The organism is Gammaproteobacteria bacterium (assembly GCA_029862005.1).
Lineage (GTDB): Bacteria > Pseudomonadota > Gammaproteobacteria.
Genome location: JAOTYD010000032.1, coordinates 21,194 through 35,628, shown reverse-complemented (window position 1 = coordinate 35,628; position 14,435 = coordinate 21,194). Strand labels below are relative to the sequence as shown.

13 protein-coding genes and 1 tRNA gene are annotated in these 14,435 nt (G+C 51.8%); 5 read left to right on the top strand and 9 right to left on the bottom strand.

Features of this window, described 5'->3' with window-relative positions:
- Positions 1-206 precede the first annotated feature (206 nt).
- On the top strand, positions 207-1,982 hold the full coding sequence (locus tag OES20_15720) for a tetratricopeptide repeat protein (GenBank protein MDH3636147.1): 1,776 nt from the start codon (positions 207-209) through the stop codon (positions 1,980-1,982).
- Positions 1,983-2,250: 268 nt separating this feature from the next.
- Here the strand turns inward: OES20_15720 and OES20_15715 are convergent, their stop codons facing one another.
- The 3 genes from OES20_15715 to OES20_15705 form a co-directional block, all read right to left on the bottom strand.
- On the bottom strand, positions 2,251-2,715 hold the full coding sequence (locus OES20_15715) for a phosphate-starvation-inducible PsiE family protein (protein MDH3636146.1): 465 nt from the start codon (positions 2,713-2,715) through the stop codon (positions 2,251-2,253).
- A gap of 262 nt (positions 2,716-2,977) precedes the next feature.
- Entirely contained in the window at positions 2,978-3,940 is a 963-nt protein-coding gene (locus OES20_15710; protein MDH3636145.1) for a hypothetical protein, read from the bottom strand.
- A 245-nt stretch (positions 3,941-4,185) separates the two neighbouring features.
- A complete protein-coding gene (locus OES20_15705; GenBank protein MDH3636144.1) occupies positions 4,186-5,109 on the bottom strand; it encodes a symmetrical bis(5'-nucleosyl)-tetraphosphatase in 924 nt (307 codons plus the stop codon).
- Positions 5,110-5,461: 352 nt separating this feature from the next.
- On the opposite strand from OES20_15705, the gene OES20_15700 reads away from it, so the two are divergent.
- Positions 5,462-5,605, top strand: a complete 144-nt coding sequence (locus OES20_15700; protein ID MDH3636143.1) for a hypothetical protein — start codon at positions 5,462-5,464, stop codon at positions 5,603-5,605.
- Between the two features lie 338 nt (positions 5,606-5,943).
- On the opposite strand, the gene OES20_15695 is transcribed toward OES20_15700, so the two are convergent.
- The 5 genes from OES20_15695 to OES20_15675 form a co-directional block, all read right to left on the bottom strand.
- Positions 5,944-6,019, bottom strand: a tRNA-Thr gene (locus OES20_15695).
- 85 nt (positions 6,020-6,104) lie between these two features.
- The gene (locus OES20_15690) at positions 6,105-6,878 is read right to left on the bottom strand and encodes a hypothetical protein (GenBank protein MDH3636142.1); all 774 of its coding nucleotides are present in this window, start codon (positions 6,876-6,878) and stop codon (positions 6,105-6,107) included.
- Positions 6,875-7,609, bottom strand: coding sequence for a type III pantothenate kinase (locus OES20_15685; GenBank protein ID MDH3636141.1), 735 nt, complete (start codon positions 7,607-7,609; stop codon positions 6,875-6,877). The genes OES20_15690 and OES20_15685 overlap by 4 nt, the downstream gene beginning before the upstream one ends.
- On the bottom strand, positions 7,606-8,397 hold the full coding sequence (locus OES20_15680; GenBank protein ID MDH3636140.1) for a biotin--[acetyl-CoA-carboxylase] ligase: 792 nt from the start codon (positions 8,395-8,397) through the stop codon (positions 7,606-7,608). The genes OES20_15685 and OES20_15680 overlap by 4 nt, the downstream gene beginning before the upstream one ends.
- Positions 8,397-10,181, bottom strand: coding sequence for a PDZ domain-containing protein (locus OES20_15675; protein ID MDH3636139.1), 1,785 nt, complete (start codon positions 10,179-10,181; stop codon positions 8,397-8,399). Before OES20_15675 ends, OES20_15680 begins: the two co-directional genes overlap by 1 nt.
- A 76-nt stretch (positions 10,182-10,257) precedes the next feature.
- On the opposite strand from OES20_15675, the gene OES20_15670 reads away from it, so the two are divergent.
- A complete protein-coding gene (locus tag OES20_15670) occupies positions 10,258-10,821 on the top strand; it encodes a nitroreductase (GenBank protein ID MDH3636138.1) in 564 nt (187 codons plus the stop codon).
- A gap of 33 nt (positions 10,822-10,854) precedes the next feature.
- On the opposite strand, the gene OES20_15665 is transcribed toward OES20_15670, so the two are convergent.
- Positions 10,855-11,676 (bottom strand): NAD(P)-dependent oxidoreductase, encoded by an 822-nt coding sequence (locus OES20_15665; GenBank protein ID MDH3636137.1) that lies wholly within the window; start codon positions 11,674-11,676, stop codon positions 10,855-10,857.
- Positions 11,677-11,881: 205 nt separating this feature from the next.
- Between OES20_15665 and OES20_15660 the strand changes: the two genes are divergently transcribed.
- Together OES20_15660 and OES20_15655 are read left to right on the top strand one after the other, a co-directional pair.
- On the top strand, positions 11,882-13,561 hold the full coding sequence (locus OES20_15660) for a glutamine--tRNA ligase/YqeY domain fusion protein (GenBank protein ID MDH3636136.1): 1,680 nt from the start codon (positions 11,882-11,884) through the stop codon (positions 13,559-13,561).
- Between the two features lies 1 nt (position 13,562).
- Positions 13,563-14,429: a hypothetical protein gene (locus tag OES20_15655; protein MDH3636135.1), complete on the top strand. Its 867-nt coding sequence runs from the start codon at positions 13,563-13,565 to the stop codon at positions 14,427-14,429.
- Positions 14,430-14,435: the final 6 nt, after the last annotated feature.

Genomic DNA, 14,435 nt, shown 5'->3' with positions numbered 1-14,435 from the left:
CCAGGCGTCTCCTTTGGGTCGTAAGCCGACCCCTATCTAACGAACCTGAGTGTCCGTTTTCTCCAAAGGAAACACTCAATTAACTGGTGTGGGCGGCAATCTTCGGCCAGAAGCGGACCCCCAGATTTGCGAGATTATTAGCCCGCTGCAGGGTTTCGCGCTAGTATTTGTTCGATCCTTCTGCATTTGATAGAGCCGATCTTCAAATGGAAGACAAACTGCCTCGCAAGCTTGCTGCAATCCTTTACGCCGACGTTGCTGACTACTCGCGCCTAACTGGTGAGGATGAGGACACTACACATCGACGCCTCAGTGAATACCTTGATTTGGCTAGCAATTCGATTGGTCATCACCAGGGAAAGGTCGTTCACTATGCAGGTGATGCCGTTCTGGCAGACTTCAGTACCGTAACAAACGCTCTGGAGTGCGCAACCTCGATTCAGAACGATCTTTCGAATCGAAACCAGGATTTACCCGATGAGCGCAAGATTCAGTTTCGTATCGGCATCAATCTAGGTGAAGTTATTGTAGATCGAGACGATATTTACGGTAACGATGTGAATGTTGCCGCACGCTTGGAGAGTCTGGCTGACGTCGGTGGAATTTGTATTTCGGAGACCGTTCGCACAGCCATAGGTAACAAGCTCCCCATTGCTTATGAGTTCATGGGCGAGCAGTCAGTAAAAAATATCAAAGATCCGATAAGAGCCTACCAGGTAAGACTTCACCCTCAAGAGCAGCCTCGGGAAGTGCCCCCCGAATTTCAAGAGTTCGAGCTGCCACAGAAACCATCTATCGCTGTTTTACCCTTTACCAATATGAATGCTGATCCAGAACAGGAATATTTCAGTGACGGCATCACAGAAGACATCATCACCGCACTTTCAAAAATCAATAATCTTCTTGTTATTGCAAGGAACTCGACTTTCACCTACAAGGGGAAGGCCGTAGATGTACGCCAAATTAGTCGCGAGCAGGGCGTTCGATATGTGTTGGAAGGCAGCGTCCGAAAAGCCGGTAATCGTATCCGTGTAACCGCTCAGCTTATCGACGCATTGTCCGGCCATCATATTTGGGCGGAACGCTACGATCGAGAACTAAACGATATCTTTGCGGTACAGGACGAGATTATGCGTGAGATCGTGGTCGCACTGGATGTAGAACTGAATGAGGGCGAGCAGGCAAGAATCTGGTCGAGTGGCACTACCAATGTGGAAGCCTGGGAGTGTGTACGACTGGGTTCTTACAAAGCCGTGTATAGCGCCAATCCTGAAGTCAAATCGCAGGCGAAAGCGTTGCTTGAAAAAGCACTCGAATTAGACCCGACTTATGCGATTGCCTGGGTGATGCTTGGCTGGATTTACCAGCAATATGCAGATGTTGCATCCCTCGCGAGTGATTCCAGTAGTCCGGAGACGTCGCTTGCGTCGATGCTTGAATGTGCACAAAAGGCACTTGACGCAGATCCATCCTGTGCCGATGCCTATGGTCTGCTGGCAATGTATCATCTTGAGCTGAAAGAGTTTGACCAAGCCAAGGAAATGGCTGAAAAAGCGATTTCGCTAGCTCCCAATAATGCCCAAAATCTTGGTGAAGTAAGCATGGTTTTGAACAAAACCGGGAATCCGCAACGGGCACTGGAACTTAAGAAACGCGCAATGCGGGCCTGCCCGATGTATCGACCCGGATTTCTTCGCGGTTTGGGTCTTTCGTATTACCTGTTGGGTCAGCTTGATTCAGCTATTAGCGCCTTCAAACAGTCTATTGCGCGGGAATCGGAATACCTTTCTGCGCATACCAATCTAGCCTCCATTTATGGCGAGCTTGGGAGACTGGAAGAAGCCAAAGAACCGGTTAGTGAAATATTAAGATTGGCACCTGATTTCTCAATCAAGACATACATGAAAGGTTTATCGTTTAGCGACCCGAAGATCTTGACCCGTATGGAGGATGGTCTTCTGAAGGCTGGCTTGCCTGAGTGATCTATTTGGTTCGTTTGCCGCTGCTCAATTTTGAATGTTAAGCGTCTGTTTTCTCGTAAGCTGACGCTCATCGAGTCATGGTAGGTGGCTACCTTCGGTCAAGAGCCGTCATTCGGTTAGTCCCAGCAACTCAGATGTGTCTACCAATCATAAAATAATCGACTTTACGATAAGCGATTGATACCAGAAATTGACGGCGCAATATGGATTCAAGGGTATCGGACTTTTTACTTTCCAAACTTTATTTCAAAAAGTTGGTAGATCCAATTCACGTTTCTTTGGCTGATTGCTCTAATCCCGGAATCGACGACGGGTAGCGGTGTGAGCCGAATCGAACGACTAGGTTGGCGGCCGCGAGCAGCAGGATCGAACCGGTGATATAAACGATGCCAATGCCGGGCTCGTGGTGCGACTCTATGTCGCCGATCAGCATGCGTGTCAATACCGTGATGCCTACGTAAATCAGGAACCGGGTCGGCATATGGTTGGTCTTGAAATAAATGCCTACCATGGCACCAAGCTCAAGGTATATGAATAGCAACAGGATATCCTGGATCGAAGCGCTCCCCTGTTCGACCATGAGGGCGAACGCGGCCACTGCCGACCAGACGATAGTGCCACCGATCGCGAACAGTGCGACGTAGTGAAACAAGTCGACCATCAGGTTACCGAGCGGATCAGTCACTTTATGGAGCTTTTCATCGAGCATCGTGGTTTTCTGTTGTTTGGTCATGATGCAAATCCCAGATAGGTTTGAAAAAAAATGGACGCAGCCTGTCTTTGTACCGTAACTTCGGAACAGTATACCTATTTGCGGAAAACTGACTGAACTTCGCGAAGTTTTTTATCCGAGTATCGTAAGAATTCTTAACCAAATGAGCATTCGCTTTGGGCTGTAAATCGCCGCTGATGCATTGATTTTGAGCGACAGCTTTCTCGTAAGCGGACCCTCGTCAAGCCCTGGTAGGCGGCAATCTTCGGCCAATAACGGACGTTCAATTTATGTTTCTCAGCTGATCCCCCTCTAATCCCAGCTGCCTCTCGCAATTGCCTGGTTGCCATTCTTTTAGCATTTTTTCTGCATGTAATTTCTCCTCCGAAGTGAGGTATCGGTCAGCGAAGAATTGCAAATCCTCGTGATCATATTGCTCAGATAGTCCATGCCATACGTAGGCTAGTATATAGTTACGCTCGACGATGTCCTGCTTAATCCAAGCATGTCTACCATATGCTAATAAATTGGCTAAAATAACCCTTGCTTGCTGGTTTCCTGAGTCGGCAGATCTGCAAAGCCATGTAAGCCCCACCTCAGGTTGTATCTTATGAAGCTCTCTAAATAGAGCTAACTGTGCATCGGCGTTTCCTTTTTTAGCTTGCCGAAGAAATTCCTCCATTTGTTGTCGATGTTCCTCCTCTTGTTGTCGACGTTCTTGCTCTTGCCGTTGTTTCTCAATCTCTTTCTCTTGTCGTACAACTTCCAACCACTCTGGCGTGCGGTCCCTCGTTATTTCTAGTTTTTTTAACTCCCTCTTGCTCCAAAATACCTCTCGGCAATTTGAATTTAACTCGACATCATTAAAGAGAACCAACATATCCACCGCCTTGGATTTAATTCGATGGTCTTTAACTAGATTATCAGAATCAAGCTCGATCCTAAGGCAGTGTAAAATATCGGACGATGCTGTTGCTACTGGAATTGGAATCCAAACAATCATTAACATATCAGTTCCCGTACCCCGGGCCGAATACATCATGAATTGCTTGTCGCCATCCGATAGTAATTCGCCAGGCAGCCCTAACTCTCTTATGACATTCTCCCGTTTCTGCCCAATTAAAGAATCCAATAAATCAGTGTCACCAATCTGCCCAGGAGCTGCATCTTTGCTTACGCCTAAAGTCCAACAGCCGGAAAGAGGAACAATTAACAAAAGTAGATTCAGTATTTGTAAAATCCGCATCGAGTACTATGTGATCATGGGAGTCGCTATCTCATACTGATACACATCAAATTTGCTTTCGGATGAAGGTTTTTTAGTTCGTTTACCGTCGCTGGCTCAACGTGTTTTTGCGTCCATTTTCTCGTAAGCAGACCCTCACAAAGCCCAGGCAGGAGGCAATCTTCGGCCATAAGCGGACGCCCTTGTTGCTGGGCTGGCATTGATCACTTAATCGAAGCAATGCTATATTTTCCAGATGTGTCGCATTAACTATATGCTTTGGCATCCAGGCAGCGCACATTAATATAACTTCTATCCTGCAAACGTATGGCAGTCAACTTACCCCCGTAGACACAACCATTATCCAAAGAAAACACATGCTTGGACTTAACCTTGCGAGAAGATAAAGACGCCCAGTGCCCGAAAATTATGGGGGTTTTCTTTAACGCTCGTTTGGGTACTTCATACCAGGGCACAAAGCCTCTTTTTTGCGCCTCTTTGCTCCCCACATTTAAACGAATTCTACCCTTGCTATCACAATAACGCATTTCCGTAAAACAGTTGCTGATGAAACTCAGTCGCTCCATGCCCTGCAAGCCGGGGTTCCATTTTCTGGGTTTATTCCAGCTCGACATCTGTGCAAGAAAATCTCGATAGTGCTCGCCCTGCAACGCCGTTTCCAGTTCGCGCGCACAGGCTTGTGCCTGTTCAAGGTCCCATTTAGGATAAATACCGGCATGAGCCATCATGTAATTCAGGGATGCATCGTAATGCATCAGGGGCCGGAACCTGAGCCATTCTAGTAACTCGCCAATATCCGGCGCTTCCAGCATTCCGGAAATGGTATCTCTTTGCCGCGGTTGTAAAAAACCTTCGGCCGAGGCCAATAGCTGTAAGTCATGATTACCCAATACCGTAATCGAGCTATCACCCAGCGCCTTCACAAAACGTAAAACTTGAAGTGAATTGGGTCCTCTATTAACCAGATCGCCGGCAAACCATAAATTATGCTTGTCGGGATCGAATTCAATTTTATCCAGTAGTATTCTGAGTTCATCAAAACAGCCCTGTATATCACCAATCGCAAAACTTATCTTGGGGCCAACTGGTGGCAGGAACTTCTCTTCTACCAGATCCTCAAGCGTATCAAGGTGTTGCTCAAGTGTTTTTAATTTTCTCTTGTAACCCATACAGTGAATCAGATATTGGTCAACTAGTAATCACATGAAACACAGCAGCAAGTCATGTATTTGCCGACTTTTAGCATGTGTGGATCTCCTGATATGCAAAATAGTGCCTGTGCGCATATTTTGCCAACCCAGCGATGAACACCGTTTTTTGTCTGTGTTTATTTGCGTCCAATATTGATCCATCAGTTGTAATTGGTATTGACCCACTCAGCATAAGCCAAGCATCTGATCTCGAATCGAATTCTAAGTCTTTGCCTGGATCAATTATTCAATGCAAATTAGTGCTTAACTGGGTCAATCGGGCGTACAAATCAACAGATATTGGTCGAGACCCATTTCCTCGAGCCAGACGGTGACCTTTCCCGACATCGGCGACTACCAGAATTATCGTTACGACAGTATAACCAGCGGCAGCGGCGGCACCAACAGGCGTTTCCTGATCGGTGAATCGTTCAGGTATCGCTCAAGGACAATTGGCTCCTTCCCGGGGAAATAATCAAAAGTATCAGACGCGGTGACTCATGCGAACATCACTAAAGCACTCTAACAAGCGCATGCAAAAGGTCTTTTCCACTCGCCAGGCTCACATTGAGCGTCTGTTGTGGGTCGGTTTCTGCCGCTGGCAATCGAATCTCGAGCGTCCGCTTTTTAGAAATAACTCGGCCACCATCACATTGCACCGGGATTATTTCGACAGCTCAAATCCGCCACCTTTAGTGCAGGTTTAAATTAATAACTTAGCGGATTTTTTTCATAAAATTTTCATAATTTCATAAAACCTCGAAACTGATTGTATCGAGGAAGGGTTTAAGCAATTGATTGAACTGAGAAAAATGGTGCCGGCACGAGGAGTCGAACCCCGGACCTACTGATTACAAGTCAGTTGCTCTACCAACTGAGCTACGCCGGCAATTTCATTTCATATAATGGCCAATGCGGCCGTTGTCAGGCCTTATGCTGACCTGTCCAAGGGCGCGAATTTTATTGCGTTTACCCTAGGTTGGCAAGCACTCGGTCGGTGTCTGGCTGATACCGGTATCGAAATCGGCATCGTCGAGTAACTGCAGGTATTCGCTCTCGCTCGACTGCTCGGCATAAAGCCAGAAAATAGTGCGCTCGCGGTAACGCGCTTCGGATTTAGCCCTGAAACCCAGTTTTACAACTCTATCCCTGAGCTTGTCGGCATTTTTCTTGAGTCCGAACACACCCAGCGAAAGAAGGTTAGGACTATCCGGGTTATTCACAATGATGTGGTCCCGGATCCCTTTCGCGGCAAGCCTGTTGGCGGTTCTGACAGCCTCCTCGCGGGTTTTATGGCCGTCTATATAAACCATGACACCCTGGTAATCTCTTTGCAGGCTGGACTTCAGTGACGTGTCGGCACGTTTGCTGCTGTAGCGTCCATTAATTTCGGTCGCGCGTTCCTTGTCCTTGAACGGTCCGATGGTATAGCAGATCCGCTTGTCGCTGGTATCCTCGACCACGAGAACTTTCGACCTTATATGAACTGGTTTTTCGACTTCGGCCATCGATTTGGCCTTGCCCCTGGTCGTGGCTGAGGCTGTGGCTGTGGTTTCGGCCTCAGCCTCAGCCTCGGCCACCCGCCTGGATTCACTGACAATTTCGATATTCGCCTCGCTCAGCAGTTGCAACTCGACAGCCGCCGGGATTTTTTTCTTTTCGACAAATAGTTGCTCGTAAGGCAGTAACCACTGGAACACTGCAAACGCGATATTGACGATCAGCAGCAGGCCGAAAAAAACCTTCATTGACTGGCCAGCCTGTTCATTCCGCGAAACACGAGGTCAGGCACGATGCGACTCTGCTGCTCAAGTGCGAACTGCACCCGTGCTGCGTCGCCACCCGTAAGCAGCAGGGTTGCGTCATTATCAAGATGGCTGATCCAGCGGTTCACAAGCCTGGGTAAAAATTCGATTGGACTGTGCGCATAGTTTATATGAATCGCCTCCTCGGTTGAACAGCCGGGCTCATCGGTTCGGGCAATCGCCGAATCGTCAAAATCGACATGGCTGAATATGCGTTTGAAATCTTCCAGCGAAGTATGGATACCGGGCAGAATTGCACCGCCCAGGTGTTGACCGTCCCCACGCAACAGGTCCAGCGTGATCGCACTACCGGCATCTATCACGATTGCGTTTCCACTAACCATTTCTGACGCAGCAATCAACGCCATCCATCGATCGGCACCCAGGCGTCCAGGATCCCGGTACGCATTCTTCACGCCTAAGACCTCTGCTACCGATACGAATCGGGTGACCGCTTTATCAAACTGCTTTACCAGGCACTGTTCCAGCAGTTCCTGTCGGGTCACGTCCAGAACCGAGGTCAGGTAACAATGCGTTGCCGGCAGGTCTTTCATCCAGTGACTCAAACGTCGCACCCAATCCGGCTTATAGGAACCGTTATAGCTGGCCAGCAGTTGCCCGTCCTGGCGCAGCTGCGCCTTGAGATTGCTGTTACCACAATCGAGCAGGATCATTCGGTAGCAATCCTGAGGGATATTTCAGCGGCCGAATGGATCTCGATACCCTGTTCGGTTTCAAGCTGCAGCTGTCCACCCTCCGTGATTCCACGATTTATGCCGCTAATACGATTGTCGCCCGATACCACCTCGACGGGACGATCATGGAAAGCATCGAACCGCGCAAACTCGGTGATCAGATCCTGTACCACGTCGGGTTCGAACACCCGGATTGATTCAATCACCGATTCGATCGACTTTATGAGTAGCTCCGAGCGATCCGGCTGGCTTGTGGCAACCTGTTCAAGGCTGGTGGCGGGTTGAGAAATCCTGGCCAGCTCGTCGTGATCCATGTAGACATTCAGTCCGAAGCCAATGGCGAAAAAGTAATCGTGCTCGTCGAGCGGTCGCGACTCGATCAGGATACCGCCTAGCTTGCGCCCATCGTGCAGAACATCGTTCGGCCACTTCAGGCAAATCGGTGCTGCAGTGTCTTGTCGCAGGATCTTGCACAGGGCCAGGCCGGTAACAATGCTCAGCAATCCCTGGTGGCTCGCGGGAATCCGCTTGCTGATGCCGATGGTGCAATAAATATTGCGCGCATAAGGTGACATCCACTGCCGACCGCGACGACCGCGCCCCGCACTCTGCGCCTCGCTGAAAGCGACAACGTCACGCTGGTGTTCGGCGTGGTACCGTAGCACGTCGGCGTTGGTGGACTCGGTTTCATCCCGGTAATGCCAGTCGAAGCCGTGCCGTTCGACAACCTGCCTGACCGCGGACTCATTGATCGGTTTGCCACGCACTAACTTGCCAGCCAGTCTATCCGCGAATCCTGCTGCTGATCCGTCATTTTCAGGACGAAGGTGTTTTCCTCTGCCGCCTGCAGGATGACATCGAACTGATGCAGTTCATCGCGACGGAAGGCATGCACCTGCCACCTATCCCCCGGGCTTGCCCGCAGCAGCTTTTTTTCGAGTTGACCCAGGTTCAGCTTCAAACCATCAATCGCAATGACCTGGTCACCGGCCGACAGGCCCGCGCACTGCGCCGACCTGGATTCGGTAACACGTTGAATCGAAATCCCGGCCTCGCCATCTTTCAGCACCGCGCCGAAGTCCACGGCTGGCAAGTCACCCTCCGCATCTTTGCCGCCCTTATCCTGCGAATTTTGCGCAACCCGCTGCAACACTTCAATGCCGACCGATTCGAGCAGTTCGACCAGGGGTAGTTCACCGGTACCGTAAATCAGTTCGTCGACGAAAGGTCCGAGATCCTGCCCGGCAACAGTACTAACCCACTGCTGAATGCTATCGGTTTCGACGCCCCTGCCCTGTTCACAATATTCCTGCCACAGGCGGCGCATCACGTCATCGAGGCTTTGTTGAGAACCGGTCAGCGCGCGTATTTTCAGGTCGATGCAGGCCGCTATCAGGCAACCCTTGGCATAGTAGCTAACGATCGCGTTGGCCGCGTTTTCATCCTGTTTATAAAATTTGGTCCAGGCGTTGAAACTTGATTCTGCCGCTGACTGACGCAAGCGACCGGGTCCACGCTGCACCCGGGTCATGGTCTGCGCGAGCAGTTCGAGGTAGCTTTCTGCTTCTATCAGGCCGCAACGCAGCAGTGCAAGGTCGTCGTAATACGACGTGATTCCCTCGAAGGCCCATAGCAAATCGGTGTAAACCTCGGCCTGTAAAGCGTAGGGTTGATATACTGCCGGCTTGATCCGCTTGACGTTCCAGGTGTGGAAATACTCGTGACTGCACAGCCCGAGAAAATCGCGGTAATCGTCATCTACTTTCTTTTGCCCGGGCTTTGGCAGGCTGTTGCGGCTCGCGACCAGGCTGGTGCTGGCGCGATGTTCGAGCCCGCCATAGCCCTCCCCGACAACCATCACCTGGAACTGGTAGTAATCCATCGGCGCCGGCTCGCCGAAAAAGCGGATATGGTGTTCGCAGATGGTTTTCAAATCGGCCGCGAGGCGTGCCTCGTCACATTCGAAGCGACCGCTCAGAATAATATCGTGCGGCACTCCGCAGGCATCGAAGGAAACACGCCTGAAGGTACCCATCTCGACCGGGTGGTCGATCAGGTCGTCGTAATCCAGCGCTTCGTATAATCCGAATCCGAAAGGCTTCGCCTGCTTGCGTTTGAGCGAGGTCGCAAGTTGCCATGCTTCACAATAATCTGCGCCCGGCTTTTCGATTAATACCTCGCAGGGCCGATCGCCCTGGCCTACAACCTCGAAAAACACGCTGCTGCCATTGTAGTAGCCATGGCTGTGATCGAGGTGCGCCGCTCGCACCGACAGGTCTTTCGCGTATACCTTGTACTCGATCGTCACGGCTCCCTGCGCGGCAGCCACACGCCAGTTGGATTTGTCGATTTGTTCGATCGCGAGCTCACTGTCTTTTGCGAACGCACGCAGGTCGAGCAGATTGCGCGCAAAATCTCGAATCATGTAACTACCCGGAATCCAGTTTGGCAGGCGCAAATGCTGACCCTTCGAATCGGGCGCATCGATTTGAATCGATACGTCGAAGTAATGGCTGACCGGTTTATGACTGGTAATCTGGTAACGAATCATCTGGAATAACTGTTAATCATGCGTGGCCGAAGTGTATCATTGGCGGCTTTGACGCCAAATCTAATTAGCTGGATCGATGAACGAAACGATCGCACATTTAAACCGCAGCTCGACCCCGGCAGCAGCCCTGGCCGAACCTGCGCCCGACGACGCGCAGCTGCGACAAATTCTCGAAGTCGCCCTGACTGCACCGGATCACGGTCGCCTGCGTCCCTACCGGTTTATCACCATTCGCGGCGAAGCCCGTTATAAATTATCGGACCTCTTTGGTCGCGCGGTGCAGCAGCGCGAACCCGATGTCGATGCCGCTTACCTGCAAAAACAGCAGGACAAACCCTTGCGCTCGCCCCTGATCGTGGTCGTGGTTGCGAGCCTGGTCGACAGCCCGAAGGTTCCCGAAATCGAACAAATGCTCAGTGCCGGCGCGGCCGCCCACAACATCTTACTCGCGAGTAAAGCACTTGGCTTCGGCTCTATCTGGTTAACGGGAGCGAACGCCTACGATCCCTTTGTCTGTGATGAACTCGGCCTCGCTGAAAACGAGCGTATCATCGGGTTCGTCTACCTTGGCACACCCACGCTCGAGATCCCGGCACGTGAACTTCCCGATGCTGTCGATTTTCTCACCAAGTGGGAATAACCGGCGCCCTCTGCCCGGTTCAGATTACCTTAACTAGAGCTCGATACGCTCCTCTTCATCGGGGTGCCCGTAAGCACACAGGAAACCACCGACATATTCGATCGCGGGATCAAACGGATCGCCAACTCCCACTTTTGCTTCAACCTCGGCACGATAATCCTCGGCACTGTCTTTGGGCCGGTAACCGAGGTGCGCTACCTTGTGGTTGGAAAAGAAAACCTCCCGGTTATCGGATATACCGTAGACGACGGTATGACCAATACGTTCTGACACCAGGCAACGTTCCACCAGTTGATTCAAATCGTCAAAACTGAGCCAGGTAGCCAGGTGCCGCCGGTCGGCAGGTTTGGGGAAGCAGGAGTTTATCCGCAGGCAGGCCGATTCGATGCCAAACTTGTTGAAGTAGAGTTTCGCAAGATCTTCGACGAAACACTTCGAAACCCCGTACAACGTGTCGGGATTATGCGGGGTATCGGTATCCGCGCCGACCTCGCGGCGTTCATAACCAACCGCGTGGATCGAACTGGCATAAACGATACGCTTGATTCCGTGACGTCGCGCCGCCTCGTAGACGTTGTACCCGCCCTTGATGGAACTCTCGAGGATTTCGGCCCAGGGTCTCTCGACCGGTGCCGCGCCAAAGTGAACTATCGCGTCGCACCCTTCCACGACCTGCATTACGGCATCAAAATCCCCCAGTTCGCAGGTCATCGCCTCTTCGTTTCCTGCCACCGGTGTCATATCGTCGCGGTCGGTAATTCGCAGTGTTTCCGCCAGTGGTGCCAGGCCGCGCCGCAGCTCGCGGCCGAGATTGCCCGCGGCACCGGTAATTAAAAGTCGATTGAAACGTGGCATGGCTTATCCCCCAAAATAAGTACAGCCGATATTGTATCTCATCTCCACCTGATTCGAGCCCGGGTTTCGGGCGTTGTCAAAGGACCCGTCGACGACCCGGCCGAGACGCCGGTTTTCTGCGGCCCAGGGGTAGCCTTAAATCGATTCAGCTTTGGGGCTGGATCGGTTAGAATCCCGCGACCCGACTTCGACACAGACCCATCCAATGCCCGATCCGAGCGCTGACACTGGCATAAGCTCAAATTTTATCCGCGATATTATCGACGCCGACCTGGCCTCGAAAAAAGTATCCCGGGTGATCACACGGTTTCCTCCGGAACCCAACGGTTACCTGCATATCGGACATGCCAAGTCGATTTGCCTTAATTTCGGTATCGCGCGCGATTACGGTGGTTACTGTAACCTGCGCTTCGACGACACCAACCCGGAAAAGGAAGAACAGGAATATATCGATTCTATTCGTCGCGACGTCGAGTGGCTCGGTTTCGAATGGCACAGTAACCCGTTTGCGTCGGATTATTTTGATCAGCTGTACGCCTGGGCGATCGACCTGATCAAGCAGGGCAAGGCCTACGTCGACAGCCAGAGCGCCGAAGAGATTCGCGCCAACCGCGGTACGTTGACCGAGCCCGGCGCCGACAGCCCCTATCGCGAGCGCAGCGTGGAGGAAAATCTGACGTTGTTCGAGGACATGAAAAACGACAGGTACGATGACGGCGAACACGTGTTGCGTGCCAGGATCGACATGGCCTCGCCAAATATCAATATGCGCGACCCGGTGCTGTACCGCATCCTCCACGCGACCCATCACAACACGGGCGACATATGGTGTATTTACCCGCTTTACGATTTCACCCACGGTTTATCGGATGCGATCGAGGGCGTGACCCATTCCCTGTGCACGCTCGAATTTGAAGACCACCGTCCGCTTTACGACTGGATTCTCGACAACCTCGAAACCCCGTCACGCCCGGTACAGATCGAGTTCGCACGACTGCAGCTCGAGTACTCGCTCACCAGCAAGCGCAAGCTCAACATGCTGGTCAACGAGGGCCACGTCAGCGGCTGGGACGATCCGCGCATGCTGACCATATCGGGTATGCGACGGCGCGGCTTCACGCCTCAATCCATCATCAACTTTTGCGACATGATCGGGATTACCAAAAAGGACAGCACCATCGAAATGGCGGTACTCGAAACCGCGCTACGCGACGACTTGAACACGCGCGCAACCCGGCGCATGGCGGTTATCAACCCGCTCAAGGTGGTCATCGAGAATTATCCCGACGACCAGGAGGAATGGTTCAACGGGGCGAACCATCCGCAGAATCCGGACTTCGGCAGTCGCGAAGTTCCTTTCGCAAGGGAAATCTACATCGAGCGTGACGACTTCATGGAAGATGCACCGAAAAAATTCTTTCGCCTGAGCCCGGGGCGCGAAGTGCGGCTGCGATTTGCCTATTACATCACCTGCAAGGAAGTGATTAAAAACAAGGCGGGTGAAATCGAATCACTGGTCTGTACCTACGACCCGGAAAGTCGTGGCGGCAGTAGCCCCGATGGACGCAAGGTCAGGGGCACCATTCACTGGGTCAGCGCCCGGCACGCGGTGAACGCGCAGGTCCATCTCTACGATCGTCTGTTTACCTCGCCAAATCCCGGGGCGGCTGCAGATTTTCACCAGGCCCTTAATCCTGACTCCGATATCGTCATGGACAATGCCAAATTCGAACCGGCCATCGAACTGACCGACAATCCGATTGCCTACCAGTTCGAGCGATTGGGCTATTTCATCAGCGACTATGACTCCACGAACGAAAAACCGGTCTTCAATCGCACCATGACGCTGCGCGATAGCTGGGCCAAGATCGAGCAATCCCAATAACTTGAGCAAGCCATTCATCCAATACTGTTTCGAGTTCCTGTCGAATTTCTCGCTGCGCTTCCAGTATCGAGTTGCCGATTGGATCGCTTTCGTTCTGCGCAATACTTCGAACCAGCTTTCGCGCCAGGTACGGGAAAATATCGCGCTTTGTTTTGCCGATCTCGGGGAAGCCGAACAACGGCACCTCTATCGGGAATCGATTCAGCAAACCTGTTACGCGATGACCGAACTCGCCGCGGTCTGGTGCTGGCCGACCGAAAAAATTTTAGCGCAGGTATCGTCGGTCGATACCTGCGACGAGTTTGAGCATTCCACCCGGGGCAGAATTATTCTGGCACCCCATCTCGGCAGCTGGGAAACCCTGGTCATCTGGCTCGGGAATCACTGCGATGCAATGATCATGTACAAACGGCGAAAGAATAAATCGGTGGACCAGTTCGTCAAGACGGCGCGCGCGCGTAGCGGTGGAATCCCGGTTCCGACCAAGAAACACGGATTGCGCAAGTTGCTCATCGGTTTGCGCGAAGGTAACAGTCTCATGATCCTGCCCGATCAAAGGCCCGCCCGCAACAAGGCCCGAATTGACGCAGAGTTTTTCGGCGTGAATGCACCAACGACAACCCTGGTCCATAACCTTTGTAGCAAGGTGGAATGCGACGTGTTCCTGGCCAGTATGCAACGCAGCTCGCCACCGGGTAATTTTAGTTTGCGTATCCAGTCACTTGATCATACAAGTCTCGCCGCCGACGAAGTCAGCAGCGCCCAGTACATGAATGATCAAATTGAACAGCTGGTGCGCCCTTCCCTGGAGCAGTATCAATGGGGCTATCGTCGATTTAGTGAAAACGCGTACAAGGCTGCCAAGTAAGGAAAC

Bases quoted from the DNA above. Each gene is read 5' to 3' on its own strand.
- OES20_15705 (MDH3636144.1), bottom strand. From the start codon at position 5,109: ATGGGTTACAAGAGAAAATTAAAAACACTTGAGCAACACCTTGATACG.
- OES20_15690 (MDH3636142.1), bottom strand. From the start codon at position 6,878: ATGAAGGTTTTTTTCGGCCTGCTGCTGATCGTCAATATCGCGTTTGCA.
- OES20_15675 (MDH3636139.1), bottom strand. From the start codon at position 10,181: ATGATTCGTTACCAGATTACCAGTCATAAACCGGTCAGCCATTACTTC.
- OES20_15665 (MDH3636137.1), bottom strand. From the start codon at position 11,676: ATGCCACGTTTCAATCGACTTTTAATTACCGGTGCCGCGGGCAATCTC.
- OES20_15720 (MDH3636147.1), top strand. From the start codon at position 207: ATGGAAGACAAACTGCCTCGCAAGCTTGCTGCAATCCTTTACGCCGAC.
- OES20_15670 (MDH3636138.1), top strand. From the start codon at position 10,258: ATGAACGAAACGATCGCACATTTAAACCGCAGCTCGACCCCGGCAGCA.
- OES20_15660 (MDH3636136.1), top strand. From the start codon at position 11,882: ATGCCCGATCCGAGCGCTGACACTGGCATAAGCTCAAATTTTATCCGC.
- OES20_15715 (MDH3636146.1), bottom strand. From the start codon at position 2,715: ATGACCAAACAACAGAAAACCACGATGCTCGATGAAAAGCTCCATAAA.
- OES20_15710 (MDH3636145.1), bottom strand. From the start codon at position 3,940: ATGCGGATTTTACAAATACTGAATCTACTTTTGTTAATTGTTCCTCTT.
- OES20_15685 (MDH3636141.1), bottom strand. From the start codon at position 7,609: ATGATCCTGCTCGATTGTGGTAACAGCAATCTCAAGGCGCAGCTGCGC.